This window comes from Litorimonas haliclonae (assembly GCF_965138505.1).
Classification (GTDB): Bacteria; Pseudomonadota; Alphaproteobacteria; order Caulobacterales; family Maricaulaceae; genus Litorimonas; species Litorimonas haliclonae.
On record NZ_CBCSCO010000001.1, the window covers coordinates 85,466 to 98,326 of the forward strand.

Consider the following 12,861-nt stretch of genomic DNA (forward strand, 5'->3'; position numbering starts at 1 on the left):
TCTTTATTCCGTAAAATCTTCCGGCGCTTGCAACGCTGTTACAACTGCTTTTGCAACTCCTTCGGGTTCAATCCCGTTCCAGAACACGCGCCAGTCATCTTTCTTTTGCATTCCATCACAATTTTTCATGTACCAATCATTAAAAGGGTTTTTAAGCCTCGATCTCCAGTGAAAGACAGAAATATCTTGCGTGAAGCAGTCCCATAGGTCGCGCGCTAGCCCCTCACCTTGCGCTTCTTTGCTGACCCAAAATTTTGACAGATAGGTCAGGCCGTCCTGTTCTGTGAATATGGCGCCGCCTTTATAATTCTTTTCAACGAAAACCTTCGAGATAGGGCCTGCAAAAAATTCAGTCTGCAAAGTCTTGCCAAAAGCCGTGTTAATGGATTGCGCCAGCCTCTGCGTATCCAGTTTTTTATAATTCGTTGCGCTGATAATTTCGGCTTGTCTCTTTATCAGCGTGCCGGACCCTTTCGTTGTGAAGAGCTCTGGCAAAAGATTGAGCGGCGACGCAATGATATAAGCGCGCTGCCCGGGCTGCGCCTCGTCCAAATCCTGAACGAAACTCAAAAACCGATGTTGTCCCGGCGTAAGGTTACGCCCGTTAACAATCAAATCTGCCACATTGCTCATGCTTAGGTTTCGAACGCGCTCCCCATCAATTCCAAGTCCGCCCGAGGGCTGAAGAAAAATGACTTTATTCGGATTGATTTCATTGACCAGGCGAACGAGGTTCATGTCTCCGCGTCTTTCCGTCATTTCGAGGATCGGGATGAGCCCCGATTGCGTTTTAGATCTTATTTCAGGAATTAGAGCGTAAGTCGCGGTGTTCAGTTTGGACGTTCGAACCGAGGTTTGTTCTAATTCTTTTGCAACGCGTTGTGATTGAAATGTGACGGTTGTTCTGTCCTCATCGAACGCTCCAACCAGCAAAATCGGCGTAAGCCCCAGATTGGCAAGTAATTTGAGATTGCCGATAAGTGTTTCAAGCAAAGGGTTTTTCAAACAGCGCGGATCAATGACAATGAGCGCAAACTTTTCAGGCTCTTGTTGAGAAAAGAGCTCCGCATAAAATTGCGCTTCGCGGTTCGCTCCAATCGCTGACAGGCTGGAGAGGACAGTTTCTCTGACGCTTGTCCGGCTCATTATGCCAATCCTTTCGACAAAGCGGCTTCATATAGTTTCGTCGCTGTTTCGAGTTGTGCGTAGCTGACCCATTCTTCGGGTTGGTGGGCTTGCTCTATATAGCCGGGGCCGAAAACGACGGCATTTATTCCCGCAGCGGACACCATGGCGGCCTCTGTCCAATAGGGCAAATCGACAAAATCATGAGAGGCGAAAAGAAATTTGAAAGCCTCTATATCTTTTGTCGCGAACGGTTCGAAAGCGACCAGAGTTTCACAGTTCGCTCCACGCTGAGCCGCGATGTCATGCAAGTCCGCCTCTCGCTTGCTGACGTCATCACCCGGCGGCGGCCGCATAGAAAATTGCAGGCTCGCGGATGTGGGGATGACGTTATACGCGCCATCAGAATTTACACCGCCAATATTGGTGCAAAGGCCCTGATAGGGCGGCGTGCCAAAATCCAGATGGTTTTCGCCGTATTTCCCTATCGCATCGGCAAGTCGGGCAGCCTTTAAGAGAGGTGCGTCTATTTCATCGGCCAGAGAGCTGTGCCCGCCCGGCCCTGAAAACTCTGCCTTCAAGGCAAGCATTCCTCTATGGCGTTTGCCGACCTGGCAGCCCGTTGGCTCACACACAATTGCGGCTTCAACGCCGTCCAAATGACCCGCTTTGATAACTTCCGGCATGATCTCACTGCCTTGCTCCTCGTCGCCTGAGAGTAAAACGGCGACATTTTGCGGTTTGACCCGGGTCAGAGCCGAGAGGATGCAAGCGGCTGCGCCTTTAATATCGCAGGCGCCCAGACCTATGACTCGATCCTCTTCTCTTCGGAGAATAAGCGGGTCGGCAAGCCAGCCCTTCCCGCTCGGCACGGTATCAATGTGAACATTCAGAACAAGTTTTGGCTCTCCCCACACAGCCAGGACATAAGCACTGTCGGGCTTTCCATGCTTCCGAGGGACTCTTTGGGTTACCAGCTTATCAGGGTTAAATTGGCCGAGCTGCTGAGCAAGCCAATCGACACATGCCGGCTCGTCCCCCGTTCCGTTCCGAGTATCAAATCCAACCAACTCCGTCAGAATGGAGAGCGTTGTTTTCAGATTCTTGTGCGCAACGTTTGGAATGACTAACTTCCTTCCCCGAAATCATCGCCCCCAAACGCTTATGTAATCCAAACTTAAGGAACGCAATGGAAGTCCTGTGAAGGACGTAATAAAAATGCCAAATTTTTCCACTTGCAGGGCCGTTAACTTTTCATTTACCATAAATATCATCACTCAAGGAGGACGACCCGATGGCCAAAGCAGCAGATTATATAGACGATGTGAAGCGATACGACGCAGGCGCAGAAGAAGCTCACGTTCAAAAAATTGTCAATTATTGCGGAATTGCGTTGCAAAACCGGGACTCCTCTTTGGTCTCCTGTTCAGATGAAACTGAAAAAAACCGAGTCCGTGACGGCTTTGCGAAAAAGAAGCTTGGCATGGAAGCTGGCCCGGCAAGCCAGGCGATTGACTCCGTTTGCGATACGATGAAAGGCGACAATCAAAAGTCTCGCGTTACATTTCTCTATCTTTTGGCGAAAAGCGCCGGAAAACTGGGCGATTTATAAAGCCTGAAAATTGTGACTATAAGGAAACCGCGTTTTCGACGCGGTTTTTTTATTTTAGAATACATATTGGAACTTTAACGCTTCGTGCCTATATTGTGTGTGTCGGCTTGCCGACTATGAGGATAAACGCGCTCATAATAGACGGACTGGACCCGGGGGCGGTACCCGGCGGCTCCACCATAAACCTTTACCCCGGTGAAGGCTTTTGATGGGGCCGAAATAGGATCGACAGACGTTCAAAAGGGTTAGCTTTCTTCCGTATGGGTACCGTTAAATGCCTATTTATTATAATTGCTAATGACAATTATTCTGAGGAATTTGCCCTAGCTGCGTAAGCAGTTCGGACATTCCGACTTTAACTCCTAGCCCTTCAGACGGTTAGGCGGGCTTCGGGAGGTAGCTGGCAACAGAAACCTCCCACTTTTATTCAGCATAGCCCTTCACGTTCTCTTGATTAACCGCGCAGGTATGCCGCCTTCTGGCCTGAGCGTAACCGTCATCAGCGGCCTCGGGTAACAATCCCCCGGCAGTTCAATTTCGTAATCCCGCACTAAGGTTGCAAGCGCCATAACGGCCTCCATCGTCGCAAAGGCCGCGCCGACGCATATTCTCGGCCCCGCGCCAAAGGGCATAAAAGCAGACCCTTTGGATTTCAAAGATGGATTGCGAAGGAAACGGTCAGGGTCAAAGGTGAGCGGATTGTCCCAAAGCCGTTCGGTTCGGTGCATCACATAGTTGCAGAGCAAAAACGTGTCCCCGGCCTCAATCTTTCGCCCGTGTATTTCCGTTTCTTCATGGCATTCACGATTGAGCATCGGCGCAGGCGGATAAAGCCGCATGGTTTCGTCGATCACCGCCTGGGTAAAGGTCAGCTTCTCTATATGGTCGAATAGGACGTCTCCTTCTCCGCAGACGGACAAGACCTCGTCTCGGATGCGCCGGGCGGTTTCTGCGTGACTGCCCACTAAAAAGAGCGCCCAAGTCAAGGTCAGCGCCGTGGTTTCATGCCCCGCGATAAAGAAGCCGATTATATTATCGCCCTGCTCTCTCGCCGATAGCCCCTCGCCCGTTTTCGGATCTTTAGCCGCAATAAGGAGGCTGATAAGATCATCTTCGACCGGGTGCTTTGTTCGCTCCGCCAAGAGCCCGTCTGCCGCCCGTTTCAATCGCCTCAGCGCGGCGGAGCCTTTAGGGGTTATTGGACGCGGCACCCATCTTGGCCACGGTATCAAATCGTCAGGGCGAAGCGTTCCGGCACTCGTGACAACATTACGTGTCGCAAATTTGAGACGGTCTTTATCGAGTCCCTTCGGATCGCCGAGCAGGGCTCTCGCCAAAACGTCAAAGGTGAGTTCCGCCATAGCGGCATTCAAATCCAGCTCCGGCTCCGCATTCACTTTCTTGCAAAAACTGTGAAGGACTTCAGTTATCAGCGGGGCCAAGTCCTCCATGTGGCGTTTGCGAAACAGCGGCGCGACGCTTTTGCGCTGTCGTTTCCATTGCTCGCCATGGACGGAAAGCAACCCTTCTTTTGTCGCGGGGCCCAAAATGCGGGCATCAATAGCTGTTTTCGTGAATTTATTCGCCTCTTTGGCTAAAACTGCCATCATGCCTTCGGGATCGGAAATGACATGGAGTTTCTTGCCAAAATTGGGCACACTCACAATTGGCTGATTATACACCATAGGGCCAAACCCTTCGATTGGATTACGCAAGAACGTCCAAGTTCTTTTAAAAAACCCTTCGCGGCCCGAGAGCGGTTTGGCATGAGGCGGGACGAAACGCCCTCGCCCGTCATATCGGGCAGAGATATCAGAATGACTGTTGGCCATGGTATAACTACGTTTCAACAGGATGTATGGGCACTGTAAAGAGATAAGAAAGTTTCAGTCGACGGCGAAACGTCAGTTGATATTTTACGGTAGAAGTCTAGGGTATGAATATGAGTCAAGACCTGATGAATTATGATCAGATGACACAGCTCGCTTTGCGGGGTGTGGTACGGGACGCTATTCGGCGCGTTATTCGCGAAGACGGCCTGCCCGGAGCGCATCATTTTTACATCACCTTTCTGACCCGTTACCCAGGTGTTGAGATCGATGAGGGTCTGGCGAGTAAATACCCCGAAGAGATCACGATAGTTCTGGAACACCAGTTCTGGGATCTGAACGCCTATTCGGACGAGTTCGAAGTCACGCTGAAATTTGGCGGCATTCCGAAATATCTGAAAGTGCCTTATCACGCCATTTCTCGCTTCCATGATCCAAGCGTAGGTTTTGCTCTGCAATTCGATCCACCCGTCGAGCTTGATCCCGCGGCAAATGCTGTTGGCAAATTACGCCCTGTCCCTGATGAAGGCGACGCGGAGGCGACCACCAAGTTGGAAGACGCGTTAAAAGAGACACCGGCCGCCAAAAACAAATCCAAAAAATCATCGGATAAAGCCGACGCTGAAAAAGATAAGAGCGACAAAGAAGGCGAAGACGAAGCTAATGTTGTCAGCTTGGATGCTTTCCGTAAGAAATAATGATTTCTTTGTTCCTGGCCTTGAGCCGGAACCTCCTTACAATTATGGAACCTATCACTGGCACACCCAGGATTAAATCCGGGAAAAGTTCCCCTATAGATTTTTGAGGCAAAAAATGACTGACATGAGAACTGAAACAGACAGTTTCGGGCCCCTTGAAGTTCCTTCAGACAAATATTACGGCGCACAAACGGCCCGTTCGCTGATCAATTTCCCAATTGGAATTGAGACGATGGCGCCGGCCATTATCCGCGCGCTCGGCGTCATCAAACGCTCCGCCGCCCTCGCCAATAAGTCTCTTGATAATTTGGACGACAAACGCGCCAAGGCCATTGTTGAGGCGGCCTCCGATGTCGCCGAAGGCAAACTCAATGACAATTTCCCGCTTTCGGTTTGGCAAACAGGGTCAGGCACTCAGTCCAATATGAATTCAAATGAGGTTATCTCTAACCGCGCGATTGAAATCATGGGCGGCGAAATTGGCTCCAAAGACCCGGTTCACCCAAATGATCACGTCAACCGCAGCCAGTCTTCCAACGACACCTTCCCCACAGCTATGCACATCGCCGCCGCTGAGGAAATTCATCATAAGCTCCTTCCCGCTCTGCAGCAGCTTCGTAATGCGCTGAACGATAAAGCCAATGAGTTTAAAGATATCATCAAAATTGGCCGAACTCACACCCAGGACGCGACGCCGATTACATTGGGACAGGAATTTTCCGGCTATGTGGCCCAAATTGATCTGGGTATAAAGCGCGTCGAAAACGGGCTTAAAGAACTTTACCCTCTTGCACAGGGGGGAACGGCTGTTGGAACTGGTCTCAATGCAAAACCTGGCTTTGCTAAGGCTTTTGCCGAAGAAGTGGCGAATTACACGAAGCTCCCTTTCATAACGGCTGAAAATAAATTCGAAGCTTTGGCCGCACACGACGCCTTCGTCTCGGCTCATGGAGCTTTGAACACTGTCGCCGCCTCATTGTTCAAGATTGCCAACGACATCCGTTTCCTCGGCTCTGGCCCTCGTTCTGGACTCGGAGAATTATCTCTACCGGAAAATGAACCGGGGTCTTCCATCATGCCGGGTAAAGTTAACCCAACGCAGTGCGAAGCTCTCACCATGGTCTGCACGCAAGTTATGGGCAACCAAACGACAATGAGCATTGCCGGCTCTCAGGGGCACTTTGAACTCAATGTCTATAAGCCAGTGATGGCCTATAATATGCTACAATCCATCCAGCTTCTCTCTGATGCATCCGTCAGTTTTGCGGATAAATGCGTCGTCGGTATTGAGGCGAATGAAGACCGTATCGAAGACCTGTTGGGTCGTTCGCTTATGCTCGTGACCGCCCTCGCCCCGACGATCGGCTATGACAATGCGACCAAAGTCGCCAAGACGGCTCATAAGAACGGCACGACCCTGCGCGAAGAAGCGGTCAATCTCGGATTTGTCACAGAGGAAGAATTCGACAAAGTTGTCCGTCCTGAGCTGATGATCAAGCCGCGTTGATATGTCAGACAATGTCATAAAATTTGGCAAGGCAGCGAAAGCCGTTAAGCGCTCTAAAAAAGAGAAACAAGCAGCCGAGAACCGAGCGCGCTTTGGTCAGAAAAAAGATCAGAAGACCCTGAAAGCAAAGCTGACGGAAAAGCTCCAGAGCAAGCTAGACGCGCATAAAATCGAAAAATCCGTTAAAAAGGATAAGGATGAGTCTTAAAAAGCGCTCTGTTTCGCTTTACGGGCATCAGACCTCCCTCGCCCTAGAGGAAGAGTTCTGGGCCGTCATTGACGCTCATCTTAAAAATAGCGGGCAGAGCTTTGCCCGTTTCATCCGGGAGTTGGATGACAAACGACTGGAAGAGACGTCCAATCAAAATCTTGCCTCTTATTTGCGCGTCTGGGTTTTAAAATCGGTTATGACTGAGCAATGACTTGCATATATGCCGGGAATTAAGGAATGTCTGACCATGGCTCTGATTTACCGCACTCGAAAAGTCGTCAAACCGGGAGACCTTAACTCCCGAAATACGCTTTTCGGCGGACGTCTTTTGGAATGGATTGACGAAGAATGCGGTGTTTACGCTGCCTGCCAGATGGAAACCCAAACACTCGTCACAAAATCTATGTCAGAGCTGAACTTTCTCGCACCGGCCCGGCAAGGAGATGTGATTGAAATTGGGGCGGAGACCGTCGCCGTGGGCCGGTCCACTATAACCGTGCGCTGTCATGTTCGGATAAAAACCACTCAGCAGGAAATCGTCTCGATTGACGAAATTGTTTTTGTGAATGTTGATGATGACGGAAGGCCTGTCCGCCACGGCAAGTATAAAAGAAAATCACAATAACTCCACGGCTGACCCCCTACTCGCTATGACATCGGGACAGTTCGCCCATAGCCAAAGTGAATTGTTGCCCCTATGTTCCGCCCATGTCTGCCGCTGATTCCTTCCAACCCGCCCCGCCCCGGCCCACCGGACGCTCAATTTCCGAGCAGGCTATGCCTGTACGCCAATTTGGGAATGCTGAAAAAGCGGATTACCTCGACGGCCTAAACCCAGAACAAAAAGAAGCGGTGCTCGCTCTGGACGGCCCCTTACTTGTTCTCGCCGGCGCTGGAACGGGGAAAACGCGGGTTTTGACCTGTCGCCTGGCCCATATTCTGACGACGGGCCGCGCTTACCCCAGTCAGATCCTATCCGTGACTTTTACCAATAAAGCGGCGCGGGAAATGCGCCACCGCGTCGGGAAGTTACTCGGAGAGCAGGTGGAGGGCCTGCCTTGGCTCGGTACCTTCCACTCTATCGCCGCCAAAATCCTGCGTATTCACGCCGAATTGGTCGGCCTCAAATCCGGATTTACGATACTGGATACGGATGATCAGATACGTCTTTTAAAACAAGTTATCAAAGCGGCCGATATTGATGAGAAACGCTGGACGGCCCGGTACCTCGTCGCTTTGATTGATAGTTGGAAGAATAAAGGCCTGACCCCGGAAAAAATAAATTCCAAACAGAGCTATAAATTCGCCGACGGCAAAGGGGCCGAACTCTACAAAACATACCAAGAGCGATTGAGAGTTTTGAACGCCTGTGATTTCGGCGACTTACTTCTGCACAACCTGACCCTGTTCACGGAAAATCCTGAAATTCTAACAAAGTATCATCAGAAATTTCGATACCTTCTCGTGGATGAGTATCAGGACACCAATGTCTGCCAATATCTCTGGCTTCGTCTTTTGGCCCAGGGTTCAGAGAATATTTGCGTCGTCGGAGATGACGACCAGTCTATCTATGGTTGGCGCGGGGCCGAAGTCGATAATATCCTGCGGTTTGAGAAAGACTTTCCTGGCGCTAAAGTGGTCAAACTGGAGCGTAATTACCGCTCAACAGAGCATATTCTCGGAGCGGCCTCGGGCCTTATTGCGTCTAATCAGGACCGCTTGGGCAAAACGCTCTGGACCGAAGATGAGGGCGGGCACAAAGTCAGCGTGACAGGCGTCTGGGACGCCCCCGCCGAAGCCCGTATCATTTCGGGTGAAATCGAAAATTGGCGGTCACAGAACCGTCCGTATAACGATGTTGCCATTTTGGTACGCGCCTCCCGCCAAATGCGAAGCTTCGAAGAACGCTTTATTCAGCTCGGCCTGCCTTACCGCGTCATTGGCGGGCCACGCTTTTTCGAACGCGCCGAAATCCGCGACGCTCATGCTTATTTGCGCGTGTTGAAGTCCGACACGGACGACCTTGCGTTTGAGCGCATCGTCAATACCCCAAAACGCGGCATTGGGGCGACCACAATTCAAAAGCTTCAGACCGCTGCCCGGTCTATGGGGATTAGCCTCGAAGCGACCACACGCGAGCTTACGAAAACGGATGAGATTAGAGGCAAAGCTCGCACAGCCCTTCGCGCCTTTATTTTGGACATAGATCGTTGGCGCCAAGAAGCCAGAGATATTCGCCATACCGAAATGGCTGAGAAAATCTTGGATGAAAGCGGCTACACACAAATGTGGCGCGATAGTAAAGACGCGAAGTCCGCTGGGCGACTCGAAAATTTGAAAGAACTCATTCAAGCGATGGACGAGTTTGAAACGCTTGACGCCTATCTCGAACATGTGAGCCTAGTTTTGGATGTCGACCGAGGGCCACAAGAAGACGAAATCTCTTTGATGACACTACATTCTGCCAAAGGTCTTGAATTTCCGCTCGTCTTCCTCCCCGGATGGGAAGAAGGCGTCTTTCCGAGCCAAAAAAGCATGGATGAAAACGGCCTCGCAGGTCTCGAAGAGGAACGCCGCCTGGCCTATGTCGGGATAACGCGTGCGCGGGAAAAGGCCAAAATCTACTTTGCCGCCAACCGACAAGTTTACGGGTCGTGGCAATCCAGCGTCCCATCACGCTTTATCGACGAACTCCCGGTTCAACATGTCGAGGCCGAAAGTGAGCAGAGCCAGCAGCACGGAAGCGCGGTGGCCCGACAGATTGCCAGCGACTTTTCCTCTAGCTTTGAGCGCGCCAAGAGCGACCGGGATTCGCCGGGTTGGCAGCGCTATCAGGCTAATAAGAATAAAAACTTTGGCCGTGCCCCGAAGGAAATTGAAGGCCATGCAATACGCAGACCCGCCAAAAAACCAACCAGCGCGTTCAAGGTCGGCGACCGAATCTTCCACCAAAAATTTGGCTATGGACGTATTGCCTCTGCTGACGGTAATAAACTCATGGTCGCCTTCGAAAAAGCGGGCGAGAAGAAGGTTTTAGACGGATTCGTAGAACGGGCTTAAAATGAATTTTTTAAAATCAGGACTAATGTGGCTTTCATTGGCGGCCATGGGTGTGAGCGGCTGTGCCTCCACGGATACACGGGTCTTAAGCATCAATTCCCTGACATCAGAGAACTATAATGATGGTACCTTTCGAGGCCTCGAAGCGCTCGCCACGGGTTATGACAATAAACCCGGAAATCGCGTCAATATCATTTACCTGCACGGCATTGGCTGGATTGAAAACCCGGATGACAAACCCTTGGCAAATGAATTCATCAAAGGTTTGGCCAATGCTTATAATCTTGAGCTGGATGATAAAGCCGTTAGCAGCCTTTGCGGCCGGGACACGACCGAGGAAGAAACCAAACTTAACAATCACATATATATCAAAGAAGAAACGCCAAGGCGTTACCATACGGCTCTGCCAGGGATCGACCTCTCCCTGGATGATTTGGTCTGCCTTGACCGGCAGGTTTTGAATGTCAGCGATGACTTGGAATATGTGATTTATCGGGTCTTCTGGGATGAAATTTTCTGGCAAAGTCTTCAGGAGCCGCATGTTGGATTTGATGATCACCTGAAAGAAGACGGCGTCGCCGCTCTGCGCCGGAAATATAATAGCTATTTGAAGGATAAGCTCATCAATTTCGGCTTTTCCGACGCCGTATTATATCTCGGCCCAGTCGGAGAAGAAATCCGAGAGGCTATTTACGGGGCGATGTGCAGCGCCAATCTTGATGCCGGTGGATATGAATTTAAGGAACAGGGCAAGCGCGTCACCGCTGAAGAGATTTGCCAGATTGCGAATGAGACCTCAGTCGAAACGGATCAATTTGTTTTCGTAACGGAGAGCCTGGGCAGCAAAATTGCCTTTGATATCATGCGAAATGTCATGACCGATGAAAAAGATACTGTTCACGACGCGATGATTGAAAACACCGAATTCATTATGCTTGCCAATCAAGTTGCTTTGTTAAACCTATCCGATTTGAGCAGTGAGAAACCCAAGGTCCCGCCATATATGGCGCCAGAAGAGCGACCGACGATTGTAGCCTTTTCCGAAGTAAATGATTTTCTAAGCTATGAGCTTGTTCCCTATTACCGGAGCTTGATGGACAATGGCGAACGTCACAGCGTCTTTGTAGGAAACGACAAACGTGATATTTCCGACGATATTGTTTCCATGGTGGGTTTCAACATGATTGATATGCGGGTCGAGTTTGCCAATCCTCTCATCCCATTGGTCAAAGGTTTGGTGGATCCGCTGAGAGCCCATAATGGCCACTCCGCCCAACCGGAATTAATGAGGTATATGGTTTGCGGCGCTCAAAACGGGCAATTGCGGACAGCAGGTTGTATCGCAGACCTTGTTGGCCCTCCCCTGAAGAAAAAATGATATGTCACTTTGGAAATTAGAGCTTTTAACCGACGAAGAAACAGCGTTTGAGATTGCCGAGACATTAGGTTTTTTGGATAAAAGTGAAGCGCAGTCCGTTTCTCTTTTCGACCAAGGCGAGCAAAAACTTGTCGAAGCTATTTATCTTACAGAGACTGAGGCTTTAACCGCGCAGGCGAGTTGCGGCGGAGAAGTCTCAGCCATCATCGATAAAGACTGGGTTAGCGAAGTTCAGTCCGGCCTTCCGGCCGTCAGGGCGGGGCGCTTCTTCGTTTATGGATCCCATGAAAAGGATAATATTCCCGCCGAGATAAAACACCCCATCCTGATAGACGCGGGCATGGCGTTTGGGACAGGCCATCACGGCACGACCAAAGGCTGTCTCGTTATTTTTGATAAGTTACTCTTAGAGGGTTTCACCCCTGCCGGTGTTCTAGATTTAGGGTGCGGGGCCGGGGTCTTGGCTATTGCTGCGGCGAAAGTCCTGCCCGAGGCGGACATACTCGCCAGTGATATTGATCAGGACGCCGTGGACGTCACCCTCGAAAACGCAAGATTGAACGAAGCCGGAGAAAAACTGAACGTGGTTCAAGCGGACGGTTTTGAAACGCCCTCTCTGCTAAATAAACAATTCAACCTCATCTTCGCCAATATACTAGCCGGTCCGTTGATGGGGCTTGCGCCGGATATATACAAAGCCGCCGCCGCAAACGGGAAAGTGATTTTGTCCGGAATTTTGAACGAGCAGGCAAAATCCGTTTCAAATGCTTTCGAGGCGGCAGGCTTCATTATAGAACCCGGGACAACGCTGGACGAGTGGACGTCTCTTCTCGCTGTCAAGAAATCTTAAAAAAAAAAGAGCCCCGGTCTAGGGGGAGACCGGAGCTCTTATAAATCGCTAGTTCTCTAGTCCTATGACTAGAGAGCGCGATTAGCGCGGCGATCGCGGCGCGCATTGCGGCGTCCGATCAGGCTTCCTGTTGTGCCTTGTGTCTGTGGACGACGGGCTTGAGCCCCTTCGAACGTCGGACGGAATGTCCGCGTATCAAGGCTCATAAATTCTGTTCCGTTAAACTCAGTAGTCATTGTCTTACCTCTAATTCGCAGTAACGTCTTCGTTCTGCTTGAGGAGGTATATAAATATTTTTCTAAATCTGAGAACAGACAGTGTCGCCCAAGCTGATATGCAGAATTGCAAGGCTGGTTAATGACTTCTTACCCGCATATGCGTGGCAAGTCCTTTAAGCGCGTTTACGAGGCTCCTCTCTGTAAAAAGGGCTTTCCGGAGGATAGGAGAATTCGAGAATATCGGCGGCAGGCTCGATTTCGGTCTCTTCGGAATCAAGCTCCGAACCCGATTCCAGTATGACGGTATCTTCCGCTTGAGCATTTGAGCGGAAGAAATTGATGTTAAGGTTAAACAGTTTTTGTGACACCTTAG

14 protein-coding genes and 1 other RNA gene are annotated in these 12,861 nt (G+C 50.5%); 10 read left to right on the forward strand and 5 right to left on the reverse strand.

What is annotated here, in order from left to right:
- Nucleotides 1–3: 3 nt before the first annotated feature.
- Together ACNA05_RS00385 and ACNA05_RS00390 are read right to left on the reverse strand one after the other, a co-directional pair.
- A complete protein-coding gene (locus ACNA05_RS00385) occupies nt 4–1,146 on the reverse strand; it encodes a hypothetical protein (RefSeq protein ID WP_415809389.1) in 1,143 nt (380 codons plus the stop codon).
- Entirely contained in the window at nt 1,146–2,195 is a 1,050-nt protein-coding gene (locus tag ACNA05_RS00390) for a M20/M25/M40 family metallo-hydrolase (protein WP_415809390.1), read from the reverse strand. The genes ACNA05_RS00385 and ACNA05_RS00390 overlap by 1 nt, the downstream gene beginning before the upstream one ends.
- 224 nt (nt 2,196–2,419) lie before the next feature.
- On the opposite strand from ACNA05_RS00390, the gene ACNA05_RS00395 reads away from it, so the two are divergent.
- Together ACNA05_RS00395 and ssrA are read left to right on the forward strand one after the other, a co-directional pair.
- On the forward strand, nt 2,420–2,737 hold the full coding sequence (locus tag ACNA05_RS00395) for a DUF2853 family protein (RefSeq protein ID WP_415809391.1): 318 nt from the start codon (nt 2,420–2,422) through the stop codon (nt 2,735–2,737).
- Nucleotides 2,738–2,799: 62 nt separating this feature from the next.
- Nucleotides 2,800–3,159, forward strand: a transfer-messenger RNA (tmRNA) gene (ssrA, locus tag ACNA05_RS00400).
- Nucleotides 3,160–3,177: 18 nt separating this feature from the next.
- On the opposite strand, the gene ACNA05_RS00405 is transcribed toward ssrA, so the two are convergent.
- Nucleotides 3,178–4,569, reverse strand: coding sequence for a cytochrome P450 (locus ACNA05_RS00405; RefSeq protein WP_415809392.1), 1,392 nt, complete (start codon nt 4,567–4,569; stop codon nt 3,178–3,180).
- A gap of 110 nt (nt 4,570–4,679) precedes the next feature.
- On the opposite strand from ACNA05_RS00405, the gene ACNA05_RS00410 reads away from it, so the two are divergent.
- The 8 genes from ACNA05_RS00410 to ACNA05_RS00445 all read left to right on the forward strand — a co-directional run bounded on the left by ACNA05_RS00410 (nt 4,680) and on the right by ACNA05_RS00445 (nt 12,270).
- Nucleotides 4,680–5,264 (forward strand): SspB family protein, encoded by a 585-nt coding sequence (locus ACNA05_RS00410; RefSeq protein WP_415809393.1) that lies wholly within the window; start codon nt 4,680–4,682, stop codon nt 5,262–5,264.
- 115 nt (nt 5,265–5,379) lie between these two features.
- On the forward strand, nt 5,380–6,771 hold the full coding sequence (gene fumC, locus ACNA05_RS00415; protein WP_415809394.1) for a class II fumarate hydratase: 1,392 nt from the start codon (nt 5,380–5,382) through the stop codon (nt 6,769–6,771).
- Nucleotide 6,772: 1 nt separating this feature from the next.
- Entirely contained in the window at nt 6,773–6,979 is a 207-nt protein-coding gene (locus tag ACNA05_RS00420) for a DUF4169 family protein (protein ID WP_415809395.1), read from the forward strand.
- Complete coding sequence (locus tag ACNA05_RS00425; RefSeq protein WP_415809396.1) at nt 6,969–7,193, forward strand: ribbon-helix-helix domain-containing protein; 225 nt, start codon at nt 6,969–6,971, stop codon at nt 7,191–7,193. The genes ACNA05_RS00420 and ACNA05_RS00425 overlap by 11 nt, the downstream gene beginning before the upstream one ends.
- Before the next feature lie 9 nt (nt 7,194–7,202).
- A complete protein-coding gene (locus ACNA05_RS00430; RefSeq protein ID WP_415809397.1) occupies nt 7,203–7,607 on the forward strand; it encodes an acyl-CoA thioesterase in 405 nt (134 codons plus the stop codon).
- Nucleotides 7,608–7,690: 83 nt separating this feature from the next.
- Entirely contained in the window at nt 7,691–10,042 is a 2,352-nt protein-coding gene (locus tag ACNA05_RS00435) for an ATP-dependent helicase (protein WP_415809398.1), read from the forward strand.
- A gap of 1 nt (nt 10,043) precedes the next feature.
- Nucleotides 10,044–11,420 (forward strand): hypothetical protein, encoded by a 1,377-nt coding sequence (locus tag ACNA05_RS00440; RefSeq protein WP_415809399.1) that lies wholly within the window; start codon nt 10,044–10,046, stop codon nt 11,418–11,420.
- 1 nt (nt 11,421) lies between these two features.
- A complete protein-coding gene (locus tag ACNA05_RS00445) occupies nt 11,422–12,270 on the forward strand; it encodes a 50S ribosomal protein L11 methyltransferase (RefSeq protein ID WP_415809400.1) in 849 nt (282 codons plus the stop codon).
- A 68-nt stretch (nt 12,271–12,338) separates the two neighbouring features.
- On the opposite strand, the gene ACNA05_RS00450 is transcribed toward ACNA05_RS00445, so the two are convergent.
- Nucleotides 12,339–12,506 carry a hypothetical protein gene (locus ACNA05_RS00450; protein WP_415809401.1) on the reverse strand — a complete coding sequence of 56 codons (168 nt, stop codon included), beginning with the start codon at nt 12,504–12,506 and terminating at the stop codon, nt 12,339–12,341.
- Between the two features lie 155 nt (nt 12,507–12,661).
- Entirely contained in the window at nt 12,662–12,856 is a 195-nt protein-coding gene (locus tag ACNA05_RS00455) for a hypothetical protein (RefSeq protein WP_415809402.1), read from the reverse strand.
- Between the last annotated feature and the right edge of the window lie 5 nt (nt 12,857–12,861).